This window comes from Methylobacterium amylolyticum (assembly GCF_030700245.1).
In the GTDB taxonomy this organism is placed as follows: Bacteria; Pseudomonadota; Alphaproteobacteria; order Rhizobiales; family Beijerinckiaceae; genus Methylobacterium.
The window spans coordinates 166,353-191,991 of the sequence record NZ_JAUYZI010000005.1 but is presented as its reverse complement, the minus strand read 5'-3'; the positions used below and the strand labels follow the sequence as shown (position 1 = coordinate 191,991).

28 protein-coding genes and 1 other RNA gene are annotated in these 25,639 nt (G+C 73.9%); 9 read left to right on the top strand and 20 right to left on the bottom strand.

Annotated features, from left to right (window positions below; genetic code table 11):
- The first annotated feature begins 207 nt into the window (after positions 1-207).
- Positions 208-1,146 (top strand): IS110 family RNA-guided transposase, encoded by a 939-nt coding sequence (locus tag Q8W71_RS06085; protein WP_305524427.1) that lies wholly within the window; start codon positions 208-210, stop codon positions 1,144-1,146.
- 50 nt (positions 1,147-1,196) lie between these two features.
- Here the strand turns inward: Q8W71_RS06085 and Q8W71_RS06080 are convergent, their stop codons facing one another.
- The 4 genes from Q8W71_RS06080 to Q8W71_RS06065 all read right to left on the bottom strand — a co-directional run bounded on the left by Q8W71_RS06080 (position 1,197) and on the right by Q8W71_RS06065 (position 3,961).
- Positions 1,197-1,520, bottom strand: a complete 324-nt coding sequence (locus tag Q8W71_RS06080; protein WP_305524426.1) for a YbaB/EbfC family nucleoid-associated protein — start codon at positions 1,518-1,520, stop codon at positions 1,197-1,199.
- Positions 1,521-1,661: 141 nt separating this feature from the next.
- On the bottom strand, positions 1,662-3,509 hold the full coding sequence (locus Q8W71_RS06075) for a DNA polymerase III subunit gamma/tau (protein ID WP_305524425.1): 1,848 nt from the start codon (positions 3,507-3,509) through the stop codon (positions 1,662-1,664).
- Between the two features lie 32 nt (positions 3,510-3,541).
- Positions 3,542-3,640: signal recognition particle sRNA small type (gene ffs, locus Q8W71_RS06070), an RNA gene on the bottom strand.
- Positions 3,641-3,697: 57 nt separating this feature from the next.
- Positions 3,698-3,961, bottom strand: coding sequence for a PepSY domain-containing protein (locus Q8W71_RS06065; protein ID WP_305524424.1), 264 nt, complete (start codon positions 3,959-3,961; stop codon positions 3,698-3,700).
- A 157-nt stretch (positions 3,962-4,118) separates the two neighbouring features.
- On the opposite strand from Q8W71_RS06065, the gene Q8W71_RS06060 reads away from it, so the two are divergent.
- A complete protein-coding gene (locus tag Q8W71_RS06060; RefSeq protein WP_305524423.1) occupies positions 4,119-5,657 on the top strand; it encodes a YifB family Mg chelatase-like AAA ATPase in 1,539 nt (512 codons plus the stop codon).
- Between the two features lie 7 nt (positions 5,658-5,664).
- On the opposite strand, the gene Q8W71_RS06055 is transcribed toward Q8W71_RS06060, so the two are convergent.
- From Q8W71_RS06055 to Q8W71_RS06030, 6 genes are all read right to left on the bottom strand, one after another.
- Positions 5,665-6,384 (bottom strand): glutathione S-transferase, encoded by a 720-nt coding sequence (locus Q8W71_RS06055; RefSeq protein ID WP_305524422.1) that lies wholly within the window; start codon positions 6,382-6,384, stop codon positions 5,665-5,667.
- 46 nt (positions 6,385-6,430) lie between these two features.
- Positions 6,431-6,880 (bottom strand): hypothetical protein, encoded by a 450-nt coding sequence (locus tag Q8W71_RS06050; protein WP_305524421.1) that lies wholly within the window; start codon positions 6,878-6,880, stop codon positions 6,431-6,433.
- Between the two features lie 118 nt (positions 6,881-6,998).
- Positions 6,999-7,373, bottom strand: coding sequence for a hypothetical protein (locus Q8W71_RS06045; RefSeq protein ID WP_305524420.1), 375 nt, complete (start codon positions 7,371-7,373; stop codon positions 6,999-7,001).
- 124 nt (positions 7,374-7,497) lie between these two features.
- On the bottom strand, positions 7,498-9,381 hold the full coding sequence (locus Q8W71_RS06040; RefSeq protein WP_305524419.1) for a methylmalonyl-CoA mutase subunit beta: 1,884 nt from the start codon (positions 9,379-9,381) through the stop codon (positions 7,498-7,500).
- 115 nt (positions 9,382-9,496) lie between these two features.
- On the bottom strand, positions 9,497-10,033 hold the full coding sequence (gene copM / locus Q8W71_RS06035; protein ID WP_305524418.1) for a CopM family metallochaperone: 537 nt from the start codon (positions 10,031-10,033) through the stop codon (positions 9,497-9,499).
- A gap of 99 nt (positions 10,034-10,132) precedes the next feature.
- The gene (locus tag Q8W71_RS06030) at positions 10,133-10,936 is read right to left on the bottom strand and encodes an undecaprenyl-diphosphate phosphatase (protein WP_305524417.1); all 804 of its coding nucleotides are present in this window, start codon (positions 10,934-10,936) and stop codon (positions 10,133-10,135) included.
- Between the two features lie 220 nt (positions 10,937-11,156).
- On the opposite strand from Q8W71_RS06030, the gene Q8W71_RS06025 reads away from it, so the two are divergent.
- The 4 genes from Q8W71_RS06025 (at position 11,157) to Q8W71_RS06010 (ending at position 14,351) form a co-directional block, all read left to right on the top strand.
- Positions 11,157-11,849, top strand: a complete 693-nt coding sequence (locus Q8W71_RS06025) for a glutathione S-transferase family protein (protein WP_305524416.1) — start codon at positions 11,157-11,159, stop codon at positions 11,847-11,849.
- A 65-nt stretch (positions 11,850-11,914) separates the two neighbouring features.
- Entirely contained in the window at positions 11,915-13,027 is a 1,113-nt protein-coding gene (queG, locus tag Q8W71_RS06020) for a tRNA epoxyqueuosine(34) reductase QueG (protein ID WP_305524444.1), read from the top strand.
- A gap of 72 nt (positions 13,028-13,099) precedes the next feature.
- Complete coding sequence (locus tag Q8W71_RS06015) at positions 13,100-13,441, top strand: hypothetical protein (protein ID WP_305524415.1); 342 nt, start codon at positions 13,100-13,102, stop codon at positions 13,439-13,441.
- 46 nt (positions 13,442-13,487) lie between these two features.
- On the top strand, positions 13,488-14,351 hold the full coding sequence (locus tag Q8W71_RS06010) for an SDR family oxidoreductase (protein WP_305524414.1): 864 nt from the start codon (positions 13,488-13,490) through the stop codon (positions 14,349-14,351).
- 70 nt (positions 14,352-14,421) lie between these two features.
- On the opposite strand, the gene Q8W71_RS06005 is transcribed toward Q8W71_RS06010, so the two are convergent.
- From Q8W71_RS06005 to Q8W71_RS05995, 3 genes are read right to left on the bottom strand one after another with little or no spacing between them, the layout of a single operon-like run.
- A complete protein-coding gene (locus tag Q8W71_RS06005) occupies positions 14,422-15,246 on the bottom strand; it encodes a metal ABC transporter permease (RefSeq protein WP_305524443.1) in 825 nt (274 codons plus the stop codon).
- Between the two features lie 47 nt (positions 15,247-15,293).
- Positions 15,294-16,079: a metal ABC transporter ATP-binding protein gene (locus Q8W71_RS06000; protein ID WP_305524413.1), complete on the bottom strand. Its 786-nt coding sequence runs from the start codon at positions 16,077-16,079 to the stop codon at positions 15,294-15,296.
- Positions 16,076-16,213: a hypothetical protein gene (locus Q8W71_RS05995; protein ID WP_305524412.1), complete on the bottom strand. Its 138-nt coding sequence runs from the start codon at positions 16,211-16,213 to the stop codon at positions 16,076-16,078. Before Q8W71_RS05995 ends, Q8W71_RS06000 begins: the two co-directional genes overlap by 4 nt.
- A 140-nt stretch (positions 16,214-16,353) precedes the next feature.
- Here Q8W71_RS05995 and Q8W71_RS05990 point away from each other — a divergent pair, with 140 nt between their 5' ends.
- Positions 16,354-16,857, top strand: a complete 504-nt coding sequence (locus tag Q8W71_RS05990) for a Fur family transcriptional regulator (RefSeq protein ID WP_305524411.1) — start codon at positions 16,354-16,356, stop codon at positions 16,855-16,857.
- A gap of 51 nt (positions 16,858-16,908) precedes the next feature.
- Here the strand turns inward: Q8W71_RS05990 and Q8W71_RS05985 are convergent, their stop codons facing one another.
- Together Q8W71_RS05985 and Q8W71_RS05980 are read right to left on the bottom strand one after the other, a co-directional pair.
- Positions 16,909-18,414: an undecaprenyl-phosphate glucose phosphotransferase gene (locus tag Q8W71_RS05985; RefSeq protein WP_305524442.1), complete on the bottom strand. Its 1,506-nt coding sequence runs from the start codon at positions 18,412-18,414 to the stop codon at positions 16,909-16,911.
- A gap of 332 nt (positions 18,415-18,746) precedes the next feature.
- The gene (locus tag Q8W71_RS05980) at positions 18,747-19,088 is read right to left on the bottom strand and encodes an antibiotic biosynthesis monooxygenase family protein (RefSeq protein ID WP_305524410.1); all 342 of its coding nucleotides are present in this window, start codon (positions 19,086-19,088) and stop codon (positions 18,747-18,749) included.
- 490 nt (positions 19,089-19,578) lie between these two features.
- Here Q8W71_RS05980 and Q8W71_RS05975 point away from each other — a divergent pair, with 490 nt between their 5' ends.
- A complete protein-coding gene (locus tag Q8W71_RS05975; protein ID WP_305524409.1) occupies positions 19,579-20,016 on the top strand; it encodes a helix-turn-helix domain-containing protein in 438 nt (145 codons plus the stop codon).
- Positions 20,017-20,155: 139 nt separating this feature from the next.
- Here the strand turns inward: Q8W71_RS05975 and Q8W71_RS05970 are convergent, their stop codons facing one another.
- The 4 genes from Q8W71_RS05970 to cbiE are packed head-to-tail and all read right to left on the bottom strand — an operon-like array spanning position 20,156 to position 23,908.
- Positions 20,156-21,472, bottom strand: coding sequence for a cobyrinate a,c-diamide synthase (locus Q8W71_RS05970; RefSeq protein WP_305524408.1), 1,317 nt, complete (start codon positions 21,470-21,472; stop codon positions 20,156-20,158).
- Positions 21,469-22,269, bottom strand: coding sequence for a precorrin-4 C(11)-methyltransferase (cobM, locus tag Q8W71_RS05965; protein WP_305524407.1), 801 nt, complete (start codon positions 22,267-22,269; stop codon positions 21,469-21,471). The genes Q8W71_RS05970 and cobM overlap by 4 nt, the downstream gene beginning before the upstream one ends.
- Positions 22,266-22,697 carry a cobalamin biosynthesis protein gene (locus Q8W71_RS05960; RefSeq protein ID WP_305524406.1) on the bottom strand — a complete coding sequence of 144 codons (432 nt, stop codon included), beginning with the start codon at positions 22,695-22,697 and terminating at the stop codon, positions 22,266-22,268. Before Q8W71_RS05960 ends, cobM begins: the two co-directional genes overlap by 4 nt.
- Positions 22,676-23,908 (bottom strand): precorrin-6y C5,15-methyltransferase (decarboxylating) subunit CbiE, encoded by a 1,233-nt coding sequence (gene cbiE / locus Q8W71_RS05955; protein ID WP_305524405.1) that lies wholly within the window; start codon positions 23,906-23,908, stop codon positions 22,676-22,678. The genes Q8W71_RS05960 and cbiE overlap by 22 nt, the downstream gene beginning before the upstream one ends.
- Here cbiE and Q8W71_RS05950 point away from each other — a divergent pair.
- Positions 23,907-24,662 (top strand): cobalt-precorrin-6A reductase, encoded by a 756-nt coding sequence (locus tag Q8W71_RS05950; protein WP_305524404.1) that lies wholly within the window; start codon positions 23,907-23,909, stop codon positions 24,660-24,662. The genes cbiE and Q8W71_RS05950 overlap by 2 nt on opposite strands.
- Positions 24,663-24,874: 212 nt before the next feature.
- Here Q8W71_RS05950 and cobJ read toward each other — a convergent pair whose 3' ends face one another.
- On the bottom strand, positions 24,875-25,633 hold the full coding sequence (gene cobJ / locus Q8W71_RS05945) for a precorrin-3B C(17)-methyltransferase (protein ID WP_305524403.1): 759 nt from the start codon (positions 25,631-25,633) through the stop codon (positions 24,875-24,877).
- Positions 25,634-25,639 lie beyond the last annotated feature (6 nt).

Sequence of the window (25,639 nt, the reverse complement as noted above, 5' to 3'; positions counted from 1 at the left end):
GCCACCCTTGTATCTAGGAGGCGGCCCTGTGATGTGCTGAGATTGGGGCTGCGCCGGGTGGGGTGGCCACCCCACCCGGCGCGCGGCGTTTGGCGCCCGCCCACCCTCCGGCCACAACCGTGGGAGAGCTTTGGGACCGAACGCCGCCTCGTCACGCACGACCGGACAGTCGCTCGATTGCCGCTCGCATGGACAAGGCAGGTCACCGTGACACGCATCCTCTGTGGCGTCGACATCGGCGCCGACACCCTGGTCGCCCGCCTGGGCCGGGACGGGCCCGAACACACCTGCCGCAACACGCCGGAGGGTCTGGCCGACCTCGTCGCCTTCTGCCGGACGCATCGGGTCGACGTGGTGGCCATGGAAGCCACCGGCGGCTACGAGCGCTTGGCGTTCGGCCTGCTCTGGGGCGAGGGCCTCGCCTGCGCGCTGCTCAACCCGCGCGCCGTGCGCCGGTTCGCCGAGGGTATGGGCGTGCTGGAGAAGACCGACCGGATCGATGCTGGGCTGATCGCTTGGTACGCGCAGGTCAAGGCTGTCCGGCCCACCCCGCTCGCCTCGGCGGCGCAGGCCCGGCTGACCGCCCTGGTGACCCGCCTGCGCCAGCTCACCGCGCTCAAGGTCAGCCAGAGCAACCAAGCCCGTCTCGTCACCGATCCGGACGCCCTGGCCTCGTTCGCGCCCATCCTGGCCGCGGTCGCGGCGCAGACCCGGCGCCTGGAGGCGCTGATCGCCGAAGCGCTCGCCGCCGACCCGCTCTGGGCGGCGCTGGAGGCCGAGTTCCGCACGATCAAGGGCGTGGCGGGCCGCACGGTGGCGCTGCTCATGGCCGAGATGCCCGAGATCGGCACGCTCTCGGGCAAGGCGGCGGCCAAGCTCGCCGGCCTCGCCCCCCTGGCCAACGACAGCGGACGCCGCACCGGCCCGCGGCCGATCCGGGCCGGGCGCGCGAGCGTGCGCGGCATCCTGTTCGTGGTGGCCGAGATCGTCCGCCGCCATGAACCGGACTTCCAAGCCTTCCATCAGCGGTTGAGCCAAGCCGGCAAGCCCAAGAAGGTCATCCGCGTCGCCCTCGCCCACAAGCTGCTCGTGCGCCTCAACGCAAAAGCCCGAGATCTCCGTGCCGCTCTGCCCCAACCCGCTTGACACCCCAGACAGTCGCTCTCCCGCAGAGGGGAGAGGGAGGGCGCATCTGCCTAGAACGGCAGCTTCATCCCCGGCGGCAGCGGCAGGCCCTTGGTCAGCTCCGCCATGCGCTCCTGCATCGTCCGCTCGGCCTTGACCCGCGCGTCGTTGACCGCGGCGACGATCAGGTCCTCCAGGATCTCGCGCTCGTCGGCGACCATCAGTGCCGGGTCGATGCCGACACTCTTCAACTGGCCCTTGGCGGTCATCGTCACACGCACCGAGCCGCCGCCGGAGGCGCCGTCGACCTCGACCGTGTCGAGCTCGGCCTGGATGTCCGCCATCTTCTCCTGCATGGCCTGAGCCTGCTTCATGATGCCCATCAGGTCGCGCATGCGGGGATCCTTCTCACGCTGTCTCGGTTCGTCGCTGATCTGGTGACGCGGTTCGCCGGGCGCCACGGCGGCGCCCCTTCGACTCATCGTTTTGACGCGCTCTCTCGCGCCGAACCGGTATCCGCTTCGGCGGAGAGCGCTCTACAGGTCGTCGTCCTCGGCCTCGTCAGCCCGGGCTGCGTCGGCGTCGCCCAGGATCTCCTGCTCGGCGGTGGGCCGGGCCTCGGCGGCGGTCTCGCGCACGTCGACGATCTCGGCCCCGGGGAAGCGGGCCAGCGCCTCGCGCACCAGCGGATCGGCGGCGGCGTTCTCGCGGCGGGTCTCCTCCGCGGCGCGGGCGCGGGCGTCGAGCGTCGGCGCGCCGGCCTCCTTCGAGACGGTGACGGCCCAGCGCTCCCCGGTCCACTCCTTGAGCGCCGCGGCGAGATCGTTGGCGAGGCTCGCCCGCCCGCCCGGCGCGAGCCGGAACTCGATCCGGCCGGGCTCGAACCGCACGAGGTGCACGTCGCGCTCCAGGGCGGTCTTCAGGAGGATGGCGCGGCGCGCGTCGGCGAGCGCCACCACGTCCTCGTAGCGGGCGAGCCGCGGCCCGGCCTCGGCGACCGGCGCCGGCCGCTCGGCGATCACCGGCCGCTCGACCGGGGCCGGCCGCGTCTCCGGGACGACGCGCGGCGCCGCGGCCAGCGCGGCCGAGCCGCCGCGCAGATCGGGGATCGGCGGCAGGGCGGGGCGCGCGGGCGGCGGCGCCTCGCCGTCACTCGCGGCGGCCTCCGCCTTCAGCCGGCGCAGGGTCTCGTCCGGGGTCGGCAGGTCGGCGGCGTAGGCGAGCCGCACGATCGCCATCTCGGCCGCCGCCAGCGGGCGGGGGGCGGCCTGCGCCTCGGGGATCGCCTTGAGCAGGATCTGCCACGCCCGCGACAGCGCCCGCACCGACAGCCTGCCCGCGAATTCCGCGCCGCGGGTCCGCTCGGTCTCGCTCAGGGAGGGATCGGCGGCGGTCTCCGGCACCAGCTTCAGGCGGGTGACGAGGTGGGTGAAGGCGGCGAGATCCGACAGCACCACCGAGGGGTCGGCGCCGGAATCGTACTGCGCCCGCAGCTCCGCGAAGGCGGCGGGCACGGCGCCGCGCATCACGGCCTCGAACAGGTCGAGGACGCGGGCCCGGTCGGCGAGCCCCAGCATGTCGCGCACGCCCTGCGCGGTCACCGCGCCGGCCCCGTGGGCGATCGCCTGATCGAGCAGCGACAGGGAATCGCGCACCGAGCCCTCGGCGGCGCGCACGATCGCGTTCAGCGCCTCGTCCTCCACCGCCACGCCCTCGGCGGCGCAGACCTTGGCGAGGTGGGCCCTCAGGGTGGGCGCCTCGACCCGGCGCAGGTCGAAGCGCTGGCAGCGCGACAGGATCGTGACCGGGACCTTGCGGATCTCGGTGGTGGCGAACACGAACTTGGCGTGGGGCGGCGGCTCCTCCAGCGTCTTCAGGAAGGCGTTGAACGCCTTCTCCGAGAGCATGTGGACCTCGTCGACGATGTAGACCTTGTAGCGGGCCGAGACCGGCCCGTAGCGGATGCCGTCGATGATCGCCCGGACGTCGTCGATGCCGGTGTGCGAGGCCGCGTCCATCTCCAGCACGTCCATGTGCCGGGATTCCATGATCGCTCCGCAATGGACGCCCAGTTCCGGCATCACGACGGTCGGGCCCATGTCGGGGGCGCCGGCGCGGGCGTAGTTGAGGCCGCGGGCGAGGATGCGGGCGGTGGTCGTCTTGCCGACGCCGCGCACGCCGGTCAGCATCCAGGCCTGCGGGATGCGCTTGGCGGCGAACGCGTTGGCGAGCGTGCGCACCATCGCGTCCTGGCCGATCAGGTCGTCGAAATTGGTGGGGCGGTACTTGCGCGCCAGCACCCGGTAGGGCGTCGGGGCGCTCGCGGGGGGCGCGAACCCGGGCAGGCCCGGCTCGTCGTCAGGCGTGCCGGTCGAAGCGTCCATGCCGTGGTGTCGAGTCGTCGCGCCTCGGAAGAGGGTGGGAGGCTGGACAGAGACCCGCTCGGTCTCGTTAGGGCTGCTTCCTTCCGGACCTGACCCGGTTGGCGAGTGAAACGTCCCCCGCCAACCCCCCGCCGGCTATATGGCCGGACGGCCCGGCGAACGCAAGCCGGACCGCCGGGGCGAGGCCGCTACTCGGCCTTGCGCTTGACGATGGCGAGGGTGTTCGGGTCGAGCTTCAGATCGAACTTCTTGCCGGCCGCGTCGATCGCGTCGTCGACCTCGATCATGCCGTCGTCCAGCTCGATCTCGTCCCATTTGGTGAAGCCCTCCTGGCGGAGCATCGCCTCGACCTTGGCCTGCTGCTCCGGCGGCAGCTTCTGGTCGGCGCGGGCGGCGGGCGCGAGGGCGATCGCGAGGGCGGCCGCGGCGAGGAGGGGCGTGAGGCGGCGCATGGATGTCTCCGGTTCGGTTTTTCGTCGCGGTTGAACCCGGTGATCCCGGTACGGTTCCAGCGGACGCGAACGGCCCGGCTTGAGCCGGCCCCGATTTTGCCGCACACCTGAGGTGGGCCGGCCGCCACGGGGCATCGAGCCCGGAGACGGCACGTCCATGGTCACCCGCGTCGCCACCGTGGCCTTCGAGGGCATCGAGGCGCGCGCCGTCGACGTGCAGGTGCAGATCATCCCCGGCTCGGTGACCTTCACCGTGGTCGGATTGCCCGACAAGGCGGTGGCCGAATCGCGCGAGCGGGTGCGCGGCGCGCTGATCGCCTCGGGGCTGGCGCTGCCGGCCAAGCGCATCACCGTCAACCTCGCCCCGGCCGACCTGCCGAAGGAGGGCTCGCACTACGACCTGCCGATCGCGCTCGGCGTGATGGCCGCCATCGGGGCGATTCCGCAAGACGCGCTCGGGGGCTACTGCGTCCTGGGCGAGCTGGCGCTCGACGGCACCATCACCCCGGTCAACGGCGTGCTGCCCGCCGCCATCGCCGCGGGCGCCCGCGGCCTCGGTCTGATCTGTCCCGCCGCGACCGGGCCGGAGGCGGCCTGGGCCGGCGGCGACCTCGACGTGCTGGCCCCGCGCTCGCTCATCCAGCTCGCCAACCACTTCAAGGGCAGCCAGGTGATGGCCCGGCCGGAGCCGGCGGTGGCGGGCGCGGCCGGCCCGCTCCCGGACCTGCGCGACATCAAGGGCCAGGAGGGCGCCAAGCGCGCCCTGGAGATCGCAGCGGCCGGCGGGCACAACCTCATGTTGAACGGGCCGCCCGGCGCCGGCAAGTCGATGCTCGCCGCGCGGCTGCCCTCGATCCTGCCGCCGCTCGGGCCCCGCGAGTTGCTCGACATCTCGATGATCCAGTCGGTGGCAGGGGCACTGAAGGGCGGCGCCCTGTCGAACCGCCGGCCGTTCCGGCAGCCGCACCACTCCGCCTCCATGGCGGCGCTCGTCGGCGGCGGCCTCGGCGCCCGGCCCGGGGAGGTGTCGCTCGCTCACGGCGGCGTGCTGTTCCTCGACGAGTTGCCCGAGTTCCATCCGCAGGTGCTCGATTCCCTGCGCCAGCCGATGGAGACCGGGGAGGTGATGATCGCGCGCGCCAACCACCGGGTCACCTACCCGGCGCGGTTCCAGCTCGTGGCGGCGATGAATCCGTGCCGCTGCGGCCAGGGCCTGGAGCCGGGCTACGCCTGCCGCCGCGGCCCGAACGAGCGCTGCATGGCGCAGTATCAGGCCCGGATCTCCGGCCCGCTGCTCGACCGGATCGACCTGCGGATCGAGGTGCCGGCGGTCAGCGCCGCCGACCTGATCCTGCCGCCGCCCGCCGAGGGCTCGCGGGAGGCCGCCGCCCGGGTCGCCGCGGCCCGCGCCCGGCAGAGCGCGCGCTACGCCGCGCGCGACCTGCCCGCCGCCACCACCAACGCCACCTGCCCGGCGACGCTGATCGAGGAGGTGGCGAGTCCCGATGCGGACGGGGCGGCGCTGATCCGGCAGGCGGCCGAGAGCATGCGCCTCTCCGCCCGCGGCTTCCACCGCACCCTGCGCGTCGCCCGCACGCTGGCCGACCTCGACGGCGAGGCCACGGTGCGGCGGCTGCACTTGGCCGAGGCGCTGTCGTATCGGGGCCGGGGCGACACGCCGGCGGCAGCCGCGTGAGGCGCGATCAGCCGTCGAGTTCGGGATACCGGCGAAAGATCCCGTCCTCGTTGAACGGGATCCGCCGCGAACTCGCGAGATAGGCGGCGATCCGGGGCCGCTCCGACACCGCCTCCCGCAGGGCGGCGACGTGCGGCGCGTCGCGCAGGGCTCGCGCCGTCGCTCTTGGGAACGCGTAGCGCAGGCCCTCGACGAGCTGGAACAGCGACAGGTCCGCGTAGGAGATCTCCGCACCGACGAGGTGGGCGCCGCCGTTCGCGGCCAGGATCCGCTCGAACCAGCCGAGGAACTTGGGGATGCGGGCCTCGCGAAAATCCTTCGCCCGGCGCAGGGCTTCGGGCTTCTGGTCCGCGTAGTACAGGCCGACGCCGACCGGGTGGTGGGTGTCGTGGGCCTCGTTCACCGCGTCGGCGACCGTGAGCTGGATCTGGTGGGTCCAGATCCGATCGGCCTCCACGTCGCCGACGAGCCCGAGGCGGGGCCCGAGATAGAGCAGGATCGCCGCGGTCTGGCCGATCATCACGGCGCCGTCGCGCAGGAACGGCGGGGCGAAGGGCGGGCGCAGGTCGTCCGGATCCGAGAGGCGGTCGAGCATCGGCGCGATGCCGCCGTCGTCGCCGTCCTCGCGGGCCACGTCGCGGTAGGGGGCGCCCGCCTCCTCCAGGGCGAGGCGGACGAACTCGCCGCGCCCCGGGATCATCGGCCAGTAGTGCAACTCGTAGCCCATCGCCGTCTCCTCGGGCGGAGAAGGCGGGGCGCGCGTCCCGGTTCCGTCAGTTGCCGGGGGCCTCGTCCTCGCTCGAGACCTTCTCGGCCGGCGGCTCGGCGCTCGCCACGGCCTTGCGCTCCAGCATCGGCTGGAGCCGCTCGGCGAGCTGCTTGTCGAGATGGCGGGCGTAGGCGCCCTTGAAGTAGCGGGCGCCGGTCTTGGCGCCGAACAGCCGGTCGTGGGTCTGGATCATGGCGTCGACCTCGGGCCGGCAGAGGAAGCCGGTCACCCCGGCGGCCTCGTACCAGCGCCCGGCGCGGGCGAGCCGGGTGGCCTTCGGGTTGGCCATCACCGTGTCGGCGAAGCAGTCGGTCGCCGCAGTTCGCAGCGGCGCCATCACCCGCTCGGTCTCGGCCGGGCTCGGGGCCGGCTTCGCCGGGTGCTTGTGCGGACGCGCCTGCGCCGTCGAGACGAGGGCGAGCGCGGCGAGCGTGGCGAGGAGCGGGGTCTTCATGCGGCGACGGCCTCGTCGGGTGTCCGAACCGCGTTCAGCTCTCGCTCATGATTGCGTCGGGAGGAGGGCTGAAGAGCGGGGATGATCGCACGATCCGCGGCAAAATCCGGGCCGGCCCTCAGCCCCGTCGCTCGGCGGTCCAGCGGCCGCGGCAATCGAGGGCGCCGGTGGCGATCCAGGTTCCGCGGCCGACGCCGCGCCGGGCGAGCCGGCCGAGGATCCGGGCGGTCGCCAGACCGTTCGAGATCGAGCCGGCCACCGCGCCGTCCGCGGTCACGCGCCCCTCGATGGCGACGGGGGTGCCGACGATCCGGGCTTGGCCGCCCTCGATCCGGACCGGGTAGCGGGTCGCCCGGTCGCAGGTGCCCGCCTCGGTGAGGATGACGACGGTCCACGTGCCGTCGAACCGGTCGGAGGCCGACGCCCGCCGCTCCGACGCGTCGGCCGGCGCGGCGCAGGAGGCGAGGGCCAGGAGGGCCAGCGGGCGGATCATGGCGTTGCGACGACCTCTGGGGCGATCTTCCGGGCGAGGCGGCCCGGAGCCGGCACGCTAGCACACCTGTGAGCTTTCACAGCCGCGCGCCTTCGCGCCGGGGTTGCTCCCGCGCGGGCCCGCCTCAGGCCGCCCGCGGCGGGGCGCGCAGGGCCGCGCGCAGGGCTTCGTTGAGGAAGGCGAGGAGGTCGCCGCCCGCGTAGAGGAAGGCGTGGACGCCCGCCGCCTTCAGCGGATCGGCGAGGTCTCCCGGCCGACCGGCGAGGTAGACGGTCTCCGCGCCCGCCGCCTTGAGCGCCCGCGCCGCCTCCACCGCCTGCTCGGCGTAGATCTTGTCGGACGAGCAGATGCAGGCGAGCGTCGCCCCGGAGGCACGGAAGGCTTCCGCCAGGGCCTGCGGATCGGAGAAGCCCTGGTTCGTCAGCGCCTCGATGCCCCCCGCGGCGAAGGCGTTGGCCGCGAAGGTCGCGCGCGCATTGAAGACGGCGATCGGCCCGAGATTGGCCAGGAACACCGCCGGCCGCCGGCCGGTCTTGGCGAGCGCCGCGTCGGAGGCGTCGCGCAGGGCCTCGAACGGTTCGGCGAGCCGCTGCGAGGGCAGGGCGTCGCAGGCCACCGCCGAGCCCGAGCCGAAATTCGAGGCCGGCCCCGCCGTCACTCGCGCCACGTCGAGCACTGCCACCGGCCGCTCGGCGAGGTTGGGGAAGGCGCTCGCGCCGGTCAGCGGCTCGGCCAGCGTCGCCACCGCCTTGGCCCGCACCTCGCGGGCGGTCTCGATCCGGCGCTGGAGCTTGCCGACGCTGAGCGAGGCGACGATGCCGCCCTCGGCCTCGATCGCCTGGAACGCCTCCCAGGCGGCCTCGGCGAGCCCCGCCGTCAGCGCCTCGAAGCCGCCCGCGCCGGCCGCGGGGTCGCTGACCCGGGCGAGGTGGGATTCCTCGATCAGGATCACCTGGGCGTTGCGCGCCACTCGCCGGGCGAAGGCGTCGGGCAGGCCCAGCGCCGCCGTGTAGGGCAGCACGGCGACCGCGTCGGCGCCGCCCATCCCGGCGGCCGCCGCCGCCATGCCGCCGCGCAGGATGTTCACGAACGGGTCGCGCCGGGTCATCATCCGCCACGCGGTCTCGGCGTGGAGCGTCAGCGGCTTCGGATCGAGGCCGCAGGCCTGCTCCACGCGCGCCCAGAGGCGGCGCATGGCGCGGAACTTCGCCACCGTGACGAACTCGTCGGCGTCGGCCACCAGCAGCACCGAGATCCGGTCGCGGGCGGTCGCCAGATCGTGGCCCGCCGCCTCCAGCGCCCGCAGGTAGGCGACCGCCGTGGCGAGCACCGCCCCGAGTTCGGCCGCCTCGCCCGCGCCGGCCTCGTGGTAGGGCCGCCCGTCGGCCAGCAACGCCCGGCCGCGGAAGCCTGCCGCCTCCAGCTCGGACACCGCCGCGGCGAGCCGCTCGGCGATCTCGCCCCACACCGCGCCGAGGCTGCCGGTGGCCGCGAGCGTGCCCACGGGGTCGATGCCGAGGTCGAGCTCGTAGGCGGACAGATCCTCACCGCGGCGGGCGGCCAGATCCCGCATCAGCGTCGCCGCCTCCAGCGCCCCCGCGCCCGCATCGACCCGCACGGCGACGAGCGGCAGCATCACACCCTTGAGCGCCGCGTCGAGATCCTCGACGGTCCGGGCGGTGAGGCCGTAGCCGCGGGCGCCGAGCGCCCCGGAGAAGGCGAGCACCAGGGCGTCCGCGCCGCCTTCGAGATCGGTGAGCGCCTGCGCGCCGGCCGCGGCCGGATCCGGATGGTCGACGCGCTGGGCGATCCGCCACGGCCCGGGGGCGCGCACCGGCTGCACGGCCGGCTCGGCGGCGGGGTAGAGCGGCTCGATCCGCAGCCCGTCGCTCGTGCGCGACACCAGCGTCTTCTCGAAATCGGCGCCCTTCAGCGCGCCCTCGACGAGGCCGAGCCAGCGCGCGCGGTCGGCGGGCTCGAAGAGGTCGGCGAGCGGTCTGTCTTCCATGGCATCGGTCCCGGCCGCGGTTGGGTCGCCGCGGTCATGCCGCTGCCTCGCATGCCGACCTGCCCGACGCAATCGCCCGCGGGGGCCGTCCCGCCCGGACGGCGGAGCCGCCGCCCTACCGCACGCCCGGCCCGGGCGCCCAGGACTGACCCACCGCCTCGCTGCGCGTCCCGGCCTCCGACCCCCGGCTCCGGTACGAGTCGGCGCCCATGACGTGGCTCGGCTGCCCGCCGGCCGGGGCGTCGATGCCCCGGCGCGCGAGCCACGCCCGCATCTCGGCGATCTCGCGCTGCTGCTCCACGATGACGGATTCGGCCAGTTGCCGGGTCCAGGGATCCTGCGCGTGCCGCAGGGCGACCTGCGCCATGTCGATCGCCCCCTGATGGTGGGGGATCATCTGGATCCGGAAATCCACGTCCGGGTCGCCGGTATAGGGCACCGCCATGCCGCGCATCATCTGCGCGTGCGCCGCCTCGTAGTCCCGGGTCGCGGGCGTGTCGGCGGCCGATCCCCGCGCCGTGCCCCCGTGCGCGTGGCCGCCCGCGTGACCCGCCCGATGTCCGTGCCGATGCGCCGGCTCGGCCTGGGGTGCCGCGCTTCCGGCGCTCCCCAGCAGCAGTGCCGCCCCGATCAGCGAAACGAAACGCCGCATCCCCACACCCCTCCCGTGCACCGGTCCGGGAGCACCCTTGCGGGTTCCAACGGTGGGAAGGTCAAGCGGTGCCGCGGGCGCCGACCCGAGGATGCGGCCCTACCCGAGGATGATGAGCCCGGCGAAGCCCAGCGCGCCGACGATGATCCGCCACCACGCGAACAGCCGGAAGCCGTGGCGGGAGACGTAGTCGAGCAGGAAGCGCACCACGAACAGGGCCGCGAAGAACGACACGACGAAGCCGATGACGATCAGCCCGGCGTCGTTGGCCGAGAGGTTCTTGTAATTGTCGAGCAGGTCCTTGGCGAAGGCCCCGGCCATGGTCGGCATCGCGAGGTAGAACGAGAACTCGGTGGCCGAGCGCTTGTCGGCGCCCATCAGCATCGCGCCGACGATGGTCGCGCCCGAGCGCGACACGCCGGGGATCATCGCGAGGCACTGGAAGATGCCGATCTTGAGATCCATCGGCAGGGTGAAGTCGTAGACGTCGGTCTTCTTCACGTCGAGGTCGGTGTCGTCGATGACGAGCAGCACGAGCCCGCCCGCCACCAGCGTCGCGCACACGATCCACGGGTTGAACAGGTAGGCCTTGATCATCTTCGAGAAGATGCCGCCGATGATCGCCGCCGGTAGGAACGCCACCAGCACGCCGAGCACGAAGCGTCGCGCCTGCGGGTTGTGCGGCAGCGCCTTGGCGATGCCGACGAGCCGCTGGAAATAGACCACCAGGATCGCCAGGATCGCGCCGAGCTGGATCAGCACCTCGAAGGTGTTGTTGGGCGAGTGGAAGCCGATGAAGTGGCCCACCAGCAACTGGTGGCCGGTGGAGGAGACCGGGATGAACTCGGTCGCCCCCTCGACGAGCGCGAGCAGGACCGCCTTGCCGATGCTTGTCGGATCCATTCTCTCTCAGCCCCGCGTCCGGCGCACGGTCGCGCGCCGCCGATCATCCCGATCCGGCGAGCCATCGTCGATCGGGGTTGATGGGCGGTTACCGGTTCCCGCGCCGCGTGTTAAGGGGGCGGCAACGAACGGGTAATAACCGTCGGCCGGTGCCTGCCCCGACCGGGCGCACGGCGCGTGCGGAAGCCCCGCGCCGGCAGACCGACTCCACGCGGCTTCGATGGCGACCCTCTACCACTTCCCCTTCTGCGCCAATTCCCGCTTCATCCGGCTGGTTCTCGCCGAGATGGGCATGGAGCCGACGTTCTTCGAGGAGCGTCCCTGGGAGCGGCGCGACGACTTCCTGCTGATCAACCCGGCCGGGACGACCCCGGTGCTGCTGGAGCAGACCGGCCTCGTGATCCCGGGGGCGGGCGTGATCGCCGAGTACCTCGACGAGACGCGGGGGCTCGGCCTCACCGGGCGGCGCATGCTGCCGGACGACACCGTGGAGCGCGTGGAAGTCCGCCGCCTGCTCGACTGGTTCCTCGTCAAGTTCGACGGCGAGGTCACGAGCTACCTCGTGAACGAGAAGATCGCCAAGCGCTTCATGTCCGCGCACGAGGGCGGCGGCCCCCCCGACATGAACGCCATCCGCGCCGCGCGCACCAACGTGCGCTACCATCTGAAGTACATCGGCTACCTGATCGCCCGGCGCCGCTGGATCGCGGGCGACACCCTGACCTATGCCGATCTCGCCGCCGCCGCCCATCTGTCCTGCGTCGACTACCTCGGCGACGTGCCCTGGGAGGAGGACGAGATGGCCCGCAACTGGTACGCGCGGGTGAAGTCCCGCCCCGCGTTCCGGAGCCTGCTCGCCGACCGGGTCGCGGGGATGGCGCCCGCCGCCCACTACGCGGACCTGGATTTCTAGACGGACTCGGACTTCTAGACGGATTCGGATTTCTGAACGTTCGACCGACCTATGCCGGCGCCGAGCTGCGCCGCCTCGTCGAGGCCCGGGCCCGGCACCTCGGGTTCTGCGGGATGCGGATCACCCGTCCCGACCGGGTGCCGGAGCTGCCCGGCCGGCTCTCCGCGTGGCTCGCCGCGGGCGCCCACGGCACGATGGACTGGATGGCCGAGCGGGCCGATCAGCGCGCCAGCCCGGCCGGCCTGTGGCCGGGAGTGCGCAGCGTCCTCGTGCTGGCCATGAGCTACCGCCCCGAAGAGGATCCGCTGACGCTGCTGGACCGGCGCGACCGCGGCGCCATCGCCGCCTACGCCCGGCGCCGGGACTATCACGACGTGTTGAAGGGCAAGCTGAAGGAACTCGGCGGCTACCTCTCCGCCAAGGGCGGCCAGCCCGTGAAGGTGTTCTGCGACACCGCCCCGGTGATGGAGAAGGCGCTCGCCGAGGCCGCGGGCCTCGGCTGGCAGGGCAAGCACACGGTGCTGATCTCCCGCACGCACGGCAACTGGCTGCTGCTCGGGGCGATCTACACCAGCGCCGACTTCGAGCCGGACGCGCCCGGCCGGGACCGCTGCGGCTCGTGCCGCGCCTGCCTCGACATCTGCCCGACCGACGCCTTCCCGGCCCCCTACCGGCTCGATGCCCGGCGCTGCATCTCGTACCTGACGATCGAGCACCCCGGCCCGATCCCGGAGGAATTCCGGGCGGCGATCGGCAACCGGGTGTTCGGCTGCGACGACTGCCTCGCGGTCTGCCCGTGGAACAAGTTCGCTCGCACCGCCGCCGAGGCGCGGCTGGCCGCCCGCGACGACCTCGCAGCGCCCCGGCTGGCCGAACTCGCCGCCCTCGACGACGCGGCGTTCCGGACGCTGTTCGCCGGCACGCCGGTGAAGCGCACCGGCCGCGACCGCTTCCTGCGCAACGTGCTGATCGCCCTGGGCAATTCGGGCGATCCGGGGCTCGCGGGCACGGCGGTCGACCGACTCGCCGACGCCTCGCCGCTGGTGCGCGGCATGGCGGTGTGGGCCTGCGGGCGGCTTCTCGGGGCCGAGGTTCTGCGCGGCCTGCACGCGCGCCACGCGGCCGGAGAGGCCGATCCGCATGTCCGCGCGGAGTGGGACCGCGCCCTGGCGGCCTGAGCGGCCGGGATCCTGCGGCGACGCCCGCCGTTGCCCCTCGTCCCGCCGCGGCACGGCCGGGGAGATGCGCCGATGTGGTTCGGGTTCGGCACGACCGGCGACGCGGTGATGGAGCGGCCGCTCTGCCAGCTCGTGCATTATCTCGTCTGCCTCAACGTCGGCGTGCTCGTCCTCGCGCAGATCGCCTACGTGGGCCTGTTCGGCGGCCACGCGCTGGTCAGCCTCGCCTGGGTGGCAGTCTCGGCCATCGTGCTCGCCGGCCACGCGGCGTGCGCGCTGCTGTTCGCGTGGCTCGACGGCGATCCGATCACGATGGGGGGCGGGTTCGAGACCGGCTCCGGCGACGGCGGCGGCGTGGGCGACGGAGGCGGGTCGGACGGGGGCGGGTCGGACGGGGGCGCGGGCGGCTCCTGACAGCGCCGGCTTGACGCGGCCGCCGGGCTCCGGGACACCGCCCACCATGAATCTCTTCGTCTTCGGTCTCGGCTTCACCGCGCGGCGCTTCGCGGACACGGAGCGCGCCCGCTTCGCGCAGGTGCGCGCCACCGTCACCGAGCCGGACAAGGCGGAGCGGATCGCGGCCGAGACTGGCTTCGCGATGCGCGCCTTCGGCCCGGACGCGGACGATTCCCGCATCGCCGCCGACCTCGCCGACACCGACGCGCTGCTCGTCTCGGCGCCGCCCACGGAAGACGGCGACGGCGTCCTGAAGACCTACGCCGGGGTGATCGCCGCGAGCCGGATCGGCTGGATCGGCTACCTGTCCACCATCGGCGTCTACGGCGACCAGGGCGGGGCGTGGATCGACGAGACGACGCCCGCCACCCCGCGCAGCGCGCGCTCCCGGGTCCGGCTGGAGGCGGAGGAGGCGTGGCTCGCGCTCGGGGCGCGCACCGGCAAGGCGGTGCAGGTGTTCCGGCTGTCGGGCATCTACGGGCCGGGGCGCAACCCGATCGTCAAGCTGCGCGAGGGGCGATCCCAGCGGATCATCAAGGCGGGGCAGGTGTTCAACCGCATCCACGTCGACGACATCGCCGCGACGCTCAAGGCCTCCCTCGACCGGCCGCGGCCGGGGGCGGTCTACAACGTCACCGACGACGAGCCGGCCCCGCCCCAGACCGTGACCGAGCACGCCGCGGCGCTGGCCGGCCTGCCGCTGCCGCCCGCGGTCGACTTCGAGACCGCCGACCTCTCGCCGATGGCGCGCAGCTTCTACGGCGAGAACAAGCGCGTGCGGAACCGGCTGATCCGCGAGGAACTCGGCGTGCGGCTGGCCTATCCCACGTATCGCGAGGGCCTCGCCGCACTGGTCGGGGCGGACTGACTGCCGGCACGCCGCAGGGCTCCGCCCTGGACTCGCGAGAGGGCTCGCCCTCTCGACACCCCGACCGGCGTCACGCCTCCAGGTGGCGGCCGCGCACGAGGCGGCGGAGCAGGCCACCCTGGGGGCCGGCCAGCATCGAGGCGAGGTAGAGCGCGCCGGCCGCGAGCACGATCGCCGGGCCGCTCGGCAGGTCGAGGTGGTAGGACAGGCTGAGGCCCGACAGGCTCGCCAGCACCGCGATCAGCACCGAGGCGGCGATGAGCCCGCCGAGGTCGCGCGCCCAGAACCGCGCCGCCACCGCCGGCAGCAGCATCAGCCCCACCGCCAGCAGGGTCCCGAGCGCCTGGAAGCCGCCGACGAGGTTGATCACCACCAGCCCGAGGAAGGCGAAATGCGCCGGCCCGCCCGCCCGGCTCACGGTGCGCAGGAACAGCGGGTCGACGCACTCCATCACCAGCGGCCGGTAGATCAGCGCGAGGACCGCGAGCGTCACCGTCGCGATGCCGCCGAGGAGGGTGAGGGCGGCGTCGTCGAGGGCGAGCACCGAGCCGAACAGGAAGTGCAGCAGGTCGATCTGCGAGCCGCGCGCCGAGACCAGCATCACGCCGCCGGCCAGGGACATCAGGTAGAAGGCGGCCAGACTCGCGTCCTCGCGCAGCGCTGTGGTGCGGGTGACGGCGCCCGCGAGCCCGGCCACCGCGAGCCCGGCGACGAGGCCGCCCAGCGTCATCGCCGGCAGCGACAGGCCGGCCACCAGGAAGCCGACCGCGGCGCCGGGCAGGATGGCGTGGCTCATCGCGTCGCTCATCAGGCTCATGCGCCGCAGCATCAGGAACACCCCGACCGGCGGCGCCGAGACCGAGAGTGCGAGGCAGCCCGCGAGCGCCCGGCGCATGAAGCCGAACTCGATGAACGGTCCGACGAGCGCGGTCACCGGATCGCTCACGCGGCGTCCTCCCGCGGACCGTGGCCGCGCTCATCCCCCTGGCCGACGCGCCCGGCGTGCCGGGCGCCGTCGCAGACGGGCGCGTCCTCGTCCCAGGCCTCGGACAGGCGCCGGGCGCGCCCGAGATGCTCCGGGGTGAGCACGCGCGCCGTGGCGCCCCAGGCCACGGGCTCGCGCGCCAGCAGCAGGGTCTGCGGGAAGTGGGCGCGGATCTGGGCGAGGTCGTGCAGGGCGGCGATCACCGTGCGCCCCTCGCCGTGCCAGGCCCGAATCAGGGCGAGAAGGTCCTCGACGGTGCGGGCGTCGATGCCGGTGAACGGCTCGTCGAGGAGGATCAGGCGGCAATCCTGGAGAATGAGCCGGGCGAACAGGGCGCGGCGGAACTGGCCGCCCGACAGGGTGCCGATCGGCCGCGCCTCGAACCCCGACAGCCCGACCGCGCCGAGCGCGGCGATCACCGCGTCCCGGTGGCGCCCGAGGCCGCGCCAGGGCCCGAGGCGGCGCCACAGGCCCATCGCCGCCAGGTCCAGAACGCTGAGGGGGAAGCTCCGGTCGATTTCGTCGGCCTGGGGCAGGTAGGCGACCGGTTCAGCCCGCTCGATCCGGCCGTCGAGCGGACGGATCTCCCCCGCCAGCGCCTTCAGCAGGGTGGACTTGCCCGCCCCGTTCGGGCCGGTGAGCGCCAGCAGGTCGCCGGCCCGGACCGTGCCGTCGATGTGGTGGACGGCCGGGTGCCGGTCGTAGCCCAGCGTCAGGCCCACGAGGCGGATCGGGGGCGTCACGCGGACAGCGCCCAGGCGATCGCCAGCCAGACCAGTCCGGAGAGGCCGGCGGCGAGCGCGAGGCGCGGGCCGGCACCGCCGCTGAACAGCGAGGCCCGGGGGGCGACGGCGGCGTGACGGGGGTGCGGTGGCACGGGCAGCTTCGTCAGAGCGGGGTCTCGGGCGGCTCGCCCGGCGCGGGGCGCCTGCGGGGGCCCTGGTGCGGTCCCCGGCGGGGGTGATACACTGTAACAAACCCGCCGGACAACCGGCGGCCGATCGGGTTGGAGTGGCCATGCACCGTCATGCAGGCTCGGACGCGGGCGCGGACCCGCACGCCTGCGGGGCCGATCCCGGCGCCGTGCTCGCGCGGGGCGAGGCCCTGTGCCGCGAGCGCGGCTTGCAGTTCACGCCCCTGCGCCGCGAGGTGCTGGAGGCGGTGGCGGCCGCCGAGCGGCCGCAGGGCGCCTACGACGTGGCTGAGCGCCTGAGCCGGCCGGGTCGGCGCGTCGCCCCGGTCTCGGTCTACCGGGCCCTCGACTTCCTGATGGAGCAGGGGCTGGTCCACCGCATCGCCAGCCGCAACGCCTTCATCCCCTGCGCCCACGCGCACGGGCCCGGCGAGGGCGTGGTGTTCCTGATCTGCCGGACCTGCGGCGGGGTGGACGAGACGAGTTCGCGCGAGGTCGAGCGCGGCCTCGGGCGGACGCTCGAGCGAGCGGGCTTCCGCCCGTCCCACAGCATCCTCGAGGTCGAGGGCGATTGCGGAGCCTGCCTGGAGCGCGAGCGGGCGGGCTGAGCCGGAATCCGCCGCGGTGGCGAGGTCCGCCCCGGTGGCGAGCCCGCGTGGTCAGAAGGCGTTGCGGTAGGCGCGGCGGGAGATCACCGTCTGGATCATGATCTGGATGTCGAACCAGATCGACCAGTTGTCGATGTAGTGGAGGTCGTGCTCGACGCGCCCCTGCATGGCGGCGTCGGTCTGCGTCTCGCCGCGGAAGCCGTTCACCTGCGCCCAGCCGGTGATGCCGGGCTTCACGTTGTGGCGCCGGGCGTAGAGGGCGATGCGCCGCTCGAAGCTGCGGTCGTGGGCCAGGGCGTGCGGGCGCGGCCCGACCAGCGACATCTCCCCCTTCACCACGTTGAGGAGCTGGGGCAGCTCGTCGAGGTTGGTGCGGCGCAGGATCGCCCCGATCCTCGTGATGCGGCTGTCCCCGCGGGTCGCCTGCCGGAACACGGCGTTCTGCTCCGCCCTCATCGAGCGGAACTTGAAGACGCCGAACGGCTGCTGGTTGAAGCCGTAGCGCTTCTGCCGGAAGAACACCGGGCCGGGGCTGTCGAGCTTGATCAGCAGGGCGATCACCGCCAGCAGCGGCGCGAGCGCGAGGAGCGCGATCGCGGCGAGCGTCAGGTCGAGGACGCGCTTGATGACGACCTCGCCGAAGTTCAGCGGGCGCCGGCCGATATTGATGCCGGACAGCCGACCGACGCGGGCCACCTGCATGTCGGGGAACCGGTCGAGCACCGTGCCGGGGCGCAGGTGCAGGGCGGCGGGCACGCGCAGGAAGGCGTCGATGCAGCGCTCGACCTCGGCGGTCTCCACCCAGGGGACGAGGACGAACACGTCGTCCGGGCGCAGGAAGCGCACCACCGACACCGCGAGATCGAGATCCTCCTGCAATTGCTCGTGGCGGGAGGCGGCGTCGGCGCCGGGATCGGGGCGGCGCAGGTAGCTCGTCCCGACCACCCGCAGGCCGAGGTCGGCGGCCTCGTTGCCCGCGTAGAACCGGGCGATGTCGTCCTCGTAGCCGACGAGGTGGACGCGGCTGACCGGGGCCGAACCGGCCTTCAGGCCCTCGCGCACGCGGCGCGTCACCGCGGCCCGGGTCAGCGCCAGGGCCGGCAGGCCGAGGAGGAACACGCTCACGGAGACGAGGCGCGAGTAGTCGTTCGTCGTCTTGGTGAGGAAGCCGACGACGAGCACGCCAGCCCAGGCGACCAGCCACAGCGAGACCATGCGCTGGAGGTTCGGCTTGCCCGCCGCGATGACGTCGAGGCCGTACTCCTCGCGCAGGGCGTTGGTGGCGACGATGACGAGGCTGAGCAGCCCGGCCAGGTGCAGCCCGCGCACCTCCGTCACCCAGACGGGCGCGTCGGCGAACATCAGGAAGTAGGCGAACTCGACCAGCAGCGCGACCGCGACGATGGCGGCCACGTCGGCCAGGGCCACCGAGGCCGAGAGCGCGATGCGCGCGAGCCCGCGGCTGCGGCGCGGCAGCAGCGCCGTCCACACGCTGCGCCTGCGCTCCGCCGAGGTCGGCAGCGGTTGGTACGCCTGGGGGACCCGCTCGTGGAACATTTGATACGCCACGTCCCGTCTTGATCGGATGGGTGTGCCGGTCTGGAACGAAACACGCTTCGGACGCGGCTCTCCCCGATGACGGAGCAAGCGGTGAGCCCGGGACGGAGCACGGGCAGTCCATGCCCATTCCCTAGAGGGCTGGGCTCTACGGGAGGGACTTTCCTCCCACAATGTATGGTTAATGCTTAGATGGGTGCGTGCGCATGCGCGCTTCGGCGACTCGGCCGGCCGCGTGCGGCCCGGCGCCGTCACATCCGGAGCGGACGGGCGAACGTGATCGCCCGCCTCGCAAGACCCCGCCTCGCAAGACCCCGCCTCGCGAGAGGGTGTCAGGCGGCGTCGCTGCTCGCGAGCGCGGCCTTGCCGAGGGTCTGCACGGTCTCGAAGCCCTCGAACTGCGGGTGCCCGAGGTAGAGCGGCTTGGTCGAGGGGGCGCGGCCGTGGGCCTTGCGGAACTGCTCCGAGCGGGTCCACGCCTCGAAATCGGCCCGCGAGCGCCAGATCGTGTGCGAGGCGTAGAGCACGTGGTCCTCGTTCTCGGGACCGCGGAGCAGGTGGAACTCGACGAAGCCCGCCATCTCGCCGAGATGACTGTCGCGTCCGAGCCAGACCGCCTCGAACTCCGCGGTCGCGTCCTTGACGACCTTGAAGCGATTCATCGCGATGAACATGGCGGTCTCCTGGGCACAAGTGCGCCGCGCGGCGGCTCCGGATTCGCTACGGATCTAGGCCGTTCGGCGGCCGGGGCGAGGGCGGCCGCGCCGCGATCGCCCGGCGCCAATATCCGGACTGCCGCAATCGGTTTCCCGGCGAGCCCAAACACGGCAAGTCCTTGTTTCTCCGCGCTCTCTGCCGCGGCTTCGTCAGTCGCCGGTCGGACAGGACGGGTGAGGGCGGTCGGCATTTCAGCAACAACGTTTCCAGGTTACGGCTTCTTAACCTAAAATCCCCATCGTGCCGCTTGCGGTGGTTGAGGACTTCGTGTCCAATTACCTCCGGTAGGCGTGTCGTTGCGCGGTCGGTTGGAGGGGCCGGAATGCGCGGATGGCGGCACGTTCGTGCAACGAGGGTCGGGTGGCGAAGCGGAGCGACGGCGATCAGAGGGCGCCGGATCCGCGCGGCGATGCCGGACGTCCCGATGTAAAGGGTACATACTCTCCAATGATGCCGAAACAGACCACCGACGTGGATCGCCTCGTCGGGTTGCGGATCACGGCACTGCGCAAGGCGCGAGGCATGAGTCAGACCGCGTTGGGCAACGCGGTCGGCGTCACCTTCCAGCAGGTCCAGAAATACGAGAAGGGCCAGAACCGCGTCGGCGCAGGCCGGCTGCGGGAGATCGCCCGACTCCTCGAAGTGCCGGTCTCGGCCTTCTTCGAGGAGAACGATACCCCGGACGGTCCGCGCGAGGACGTGTTCGGGTTCTTGAACGCGCACGGCGCCATCGAGCTTCTGCGCGCCTACGCGCAGATCGAGGACGAGCAGATGCGGCGCGACGTGCTGGCCCTGGTCCGCAGCGCGGCCCGCCTCGCCCAGGCTCGGGCGGCCGCGTCCGAGACTGCGTCGGCGCCCGTCTCGGACAGCGTCCCGTCGGCCTGAAGGCGCCTCTCCGGAGGCCGTCCCGTCGGATGGTGGATCACGACCGGGGATGAGAAGCCGGGCGCGGTCGCGCGCGGCTTCTCGTGAGCCCGCGCGGGCTGGCTGATGCGCCCTCCGCTTCGATCGAGCGGAGGAAGCATCAGCCGTCCGCCGCGATCAGGTGGAAGAAGCTGCCGCTCACCCGGCCGAGCCTGTGCCCGGCGAGGCCGAGATCGGTGCCTTCCGCGTCCGTGACCCGGGCCAGCGCCTGATCCAGGCGCGGCGGCTCGGAGCACTCGCTCGCGTAGTGGAACTCGTGACCGACGAGGCGGCCGTCGCGTGCGCCGAGCAGCCCGTCCGCGCACAGGTGCGCGACCCGGTAGCCGAGATGCAGCCGCCGCTTCCGGTAGGAGGTGGCGACCGGCAGCAGGCCCGCCATGGCGTGGACGGTCGCGTCCGCGTCCTCCAGGCTGTGGCCGAGCACCATGTAGCCGCCGCACTCGCCGTGGACCGGCCGGGTCTCTGCGAAGGCGCGCAGCCCACCGAGGAACCTGCCCGCCGCGGCGAGGCGACCGGCGTGCAATTCCGGGTATCCGCCCGGCAGCCAGCAGGCGTCGCAGTCGTCCGGCGGCGCTTCGTCCGCCAGCGGCGAGAACGGCACCAGCTCCGCGCCGGCGGCCCGCCAGCCCACCTCCAGGTGGGGGTAGAGGAAGCTGAAGGCCGCGTCCTGCGCGACCGCGATCCGCTGGCCGGGCGGGCGGGGCAGGGCGCCGCCCGCTTCCGGCACCGCGCCGCTGGCCACCGCGACCACCGCGTCGAGGTCGATGCCGGCCTCGGCCAGCTCCGCGAGGCGGTCGAGACGGGCGTCGAGATCGGCGGTCTCGCCGGCCTGGACGAGGCCGAGATGACGTTCCGGCAGGACGAGGCCGGCCTCGCGCATCAGTGCACCGAGAACCGGCAGGCCGGCGCGCTCCATCCCGGCCTCGACGAGGCGGCGGTGGCGAGCGCTCGCGACCTTGTTGAGGATCACCCCGGCGATCCGGATCCGCGGGTCGTAAAGCCGGCAGCCCAGCGCGACCGCGGCGGCCGACTGCGCCGCCCCCGACACGTCGACCACCAGCACCACCGGCCAGCCGTAGCGGGCGGCGATATCGGCGTTGGCCCCCGTGCGGCTCTCGGCGGCGCGGACCCCGTCGAACAGGCCCATCGAGCCTTCCGCGACCACGAGGTCGGCCTGCGCCGCGCTCGCCCCCGCCAGGGCGTCGAGGAGCGGCGGGGCCATCGCGAAACTGTCGAGGTTGAAGCTCGGGGCGCCGGTGGCGGCGCGGTGGAAGGCGGGGTCGATGTAGTCCGGCCCGCACTTGGCGCCGCGCACCCGCAGGCCGCGGCGGCGCAGGGCACGCATCAGCGCGAGCGCCACGGTGGTCTTGCCCGAGCTGGAACGCGGCGCGGCGACGAGGAGGCCGGGGGCGCTCATCGGCGCTCTCCCGTAAGCTCGTCCGCGACGATGCCGACCGACCCGCCCGGCCGGTAGCGCCGGTCGTAGTCGGGGGCGTAGAGCGCGCTCTCGCGGAACGCGCCGGGATCGAGCGCCGGGCCGACGAGGATCAGGGCGGTGCGCTCGATCCCCGCTTCCGCCACCAGGCCGGGCAGATCGGCGAGCCGGCCGGTCAGCACGCGCTCGTCCGGCCAGGACGCCCGGAACACGGCCGCCGCCGGGCAATCCGCGCCGTAGAAGGGGATCAACTCCGCGGCGACCCGCTCGGCCACATGGATCGAGAGGTGGACGGCGAGCGTCGCCCCGGTCGCGGCGAAGGCGGCGAGCGTCTCGCGCTCGGGCATCGCGCTGGCGCGGCCCGAGGTGCGGGTGAGGACGACGGATTGCGTCAGCCCCGGCACCGTCAGCTCCCGCCCCAGCAATGCGGCCGCGGCGGAGAAGGCGGGCACGCCGGGGGTGACCGTGTAGGGGATGCCGAGCCGGTCGAGGCGCCGGGTCTGCTCGGCGAGCGCGCTCCAGATCGACAGGTCCCCCGAGTGCAGCCGGGCCACGTCCTGCCCGCGGGCGTGGGCGGCCTCGATTTCCCCCATGATGGCGTCCAGGTCGAGGGGCGCGGTGTCGACGATCCGTGCGCCGGGCGGGCACCAGCCGAGGATCTCCGGGGCCACGAGGGAGCCCGCGTAGAGGCAGACCGGGCAGGCCGCGATGCGGTCGCGGCCGCGCACGGTGATCAGGTCGGCGGCGCCGGGGCCGGCACCGATGAAGTGGACCGTCATTCTCTTGGGACTTCGGCTCCGGATTGCGGGACGCCCCCCGCCAGGGCGCAGGTCGCGCCGGCACTGGCGATGCGGGCGAGGACGATATGGCTGTCCGGGCCCGCGGCGGCGAGCGCCGCGGCCTCGGCGAGCGACCCGACGCCGCGCAGGGCCTCGATCCGGGCCGAGCGGGTCGGCACGCGGGCGTCGCAGGCGGCGAGCGCGGCGGGCTCGACCGCGACGGGCGCGAGCCCGAACCGGGCGGCGGCGTCCCGGATCGCCGGCTCGCACGCCCGGTCCGCGGCGGTGGCGACCGCGCGCAGATCTTCCGGGCCCGCCTGCGCCGAGGCCAGCGCGCGCGCGATCAGCGCAAAGATCTCTGCGGCGTCGGTGCCGCGGCGGAAGCCGATGCCGGCGACGAGACCGCTCACGGCCGGGTCCAGGCCCACTGGGTCACCGGCATCGCCGCGCGCCAGCCGTGCATCCCGCCGACCGGGTCGGCCCGGGCGACCGCGTAGCGCCGGAGCGTCCCGCCGCGGGCGGCGAACGCGGCGAGCAGGGCCGCCTCGCCCTCCAGCGTGACGGCGTTGGCGACGAGGCGGCCGCCGGTCTTCAGCGCGGCCGCGATCCCGTCGAGAAGGCCCAGCTCGGAGACGCCGCCGCCGACGAACACCGCGTCGGGCGCCGTCAGGCCGGCGAGCGCCGCGGGTGCCATGCCCCGCACCAGAGCGAGGTCGGGCACGCCGAAGATCTGCGCGTTGCGGAGGATGCGATCGGCGCGGGCCTCGCGCGCCTCGATCGCGGTGGCGCGGAGCGACGGGTCGCGCAGCATCCACTCGATCGAGACCGAGCCGGCGCCCGCGCCGACATCCCACAGGTGCTGGCCGGGCTGCGGGCGCAGGGCCATGAGGGTGAGTGCCCGGATCTCGGCCTTGGTGAGCTGGCCGTCGTTCTCGAACAGGCCGTCGTCCAGGCCGGGGCTGAGCGGCAGGCCGGCGCCGTCGCCCGCGACCGCCAGCGCCACCGTGTTGAGCGGGTCGATCCCGGCGAGGCCGAACGCCTCTGCGCGCGCGGTGCGGAGCCGCTCGCGCGGGCCGCCCATCGCCTCCAGCACCGTCACGGTCGAGGCGCCGAAGCCGCGCTCGACCAGCAGGGCGGCGAGTTGGGCCGGGGTCTCGCCGTCCCAGGACAGCACGAGGAGCCGGGCGCCCGCGCACAGGTGCGGGACGATCCGGGTCAGCGCCCGGCCGTGCAGGGTGACGAGGCCGCACTCGGCCAGCGGCCAGCCGAGCCGCGCGCAGGCGAGGCTGAAGGCGGAGGGTTGGGGGAAGGCGCGGATCTCGTCGGCCGGCACCAGCCGGGCGATCTCGGCGCCGATGCCGTAGTGGAACGGGTCGCCGGTGGCGAGGATGCAGGTGGGCTCGCCCCGCCGGGCCAGGATCCCCGGGTAGGCCGCGTGGATCGGGCTCGGCCAGGGCCGGGCATCCGCGGCGAGCGGCGCGGCCAGCGCGAGATGGCGCCGGCCGCCGTAGACCACCCGCGCCGCGTCGAGGGCGGCAGCGGCGGCGGGCGAGAGCCCGGCCCGTCCGTCCTCGCCGATGCCGACGATCGCCAGCCAGCGGCTCGACAGGGGCTCAGCGGGCGTGGACAAGGCGGCCATGCCCTCCCGCCCGACCCGCGTCCTGATCCTCGGCGGCACCACGGAGGCGAGCGCGCTGGTGCGGGCGCTCGCTGGCCGGCCGGATTTTCTCGTGACGCTGTCCTTGGCCGGACGGACCGCGGCGCCCAAGCCCGAGCCGGTGCCGACACGCGTCGGCGGCTTCGGCGGCGTCGACGGGCTCGCCCGCTACTTGGCCGCGGAAGCGATCGACCGGCTGATCGACGCGACGCATCCCTTCGCCGCCCGTATCTCGGCCAACGCGGCCGCGGCGGCGGGGCGGGTCGGGGTGCCGCTGCTGGCGATCCGCCGCCCGGCCTGGACGAGGGAGCCGGGCGACGCGTGGACGGAGGTCGACAGCATCGCCGAGGCTGTCGGCGCGCTCGGCCCAAGTCCCAAAAGAATCTTTCTGACGATCGGGCGGCAGGAAGCCGGGTCCTTCGCGGCGGCGCCGCAGCACGCCTACCTCGCCCGCACCGTCGAGCCGCTGGGCGAGGCCCTGCCGGTGCCGCGGCTCACCGCGATCGAGGCGCGCGGGCCCTTCGACGCGGCGGCCGAAGCCGCGCTGATGCGCGCGCACGGGGTCGAGATCGTGGTCAGCAAGAACGCGGGCGGGGCGGCGACCTACGGCAAGATCGCGGCGGCGCGGGCGCTCGGGCTCCCGGTGGTGATGGTCCGGCGGCCGGACAAGCCGAACGTGGCAAGCGTGGCGGATGCCGACGCGGCGCTGCGGTGGCTGCTGGCGGAGCGGATCTGAGATTGGGACACGCGCCGCTCTCCCTCCCCCCTCTGCGGGGGAGGGTACCCTGCGCAGCAGCGGGGGAGAGGGGAGCGCCGGCTCCGAACACGGCTGTGTCCGTGCCGATGCAGCCACGTCCGGAGGCCGTGCTCCCCTCTCCCAACCCTCGCTCATGCGAGGGCCACCCTCCCCCGCAGCGGGGGGAGGGGGTGATGCGGGGCGCGCCGCGCTCATACCGCCGCCACGCTGCGCAGCGTGTAGACGTAGGGCGCCTTGCCCGCGCGCGGGATCAGCCGGGTCCCCGAGGCGCCGAGGATGACGACGGTCGCCATGTCGGCCGGGGCGTGGCTCGCCTCGGCGAGCGTCGTCACGCGGATCGCCTCGTCCGGGCGGCTCACCGCGCGGGCGAAGATCACCGGCGTCTCGGGGGCGCGGATCCCTGCCGCGATCTCGAACGCCGCACCGAGCTGCCAGGGTCGGGCCGAGGAGATCGGGTTGTAGAGCGCGACCACGAGATCCGCGCGCAGCACCGCCTCCAGCCGCGCGGTCACCACCGGCCACGGCTTGAGGTTGTCCGACAGCGACAGGGCGCAGAAGTCGCCCCCGAGCGGCGCTCCGAGCCGGGCGGCGGCGGCGAGCATCGCGGTGATGCCGGGCTCGACGGTGATCGTGAGGTCGCGCCAGCCGGGTTCGCCGTGCTCCACCGCCTCGAACACGGCGGCCGCCATCGCGAACACGCCGGGATCGCCCCCCGACACCACCGCGACGCGCCGGCCGGAGGCGGCCAGCTCCAGCGCGTGCCGGGCACGGTCGATCTCGACGCGGTTGTCGCTGGCGTGGCGGACGAGGCCGGGGCGCTCCGGCACGCGGGCGACGTAGGGAACGTAGCCGACGAGATCCTCCGCCGCGTCGAGGGCGCGGCGGGCGGACTCGGTCAGCAGGCCCGCGTCGCCGGGGCCGAGGCCGACCACGGTGAGGCTGCCGGTCATCGCGGG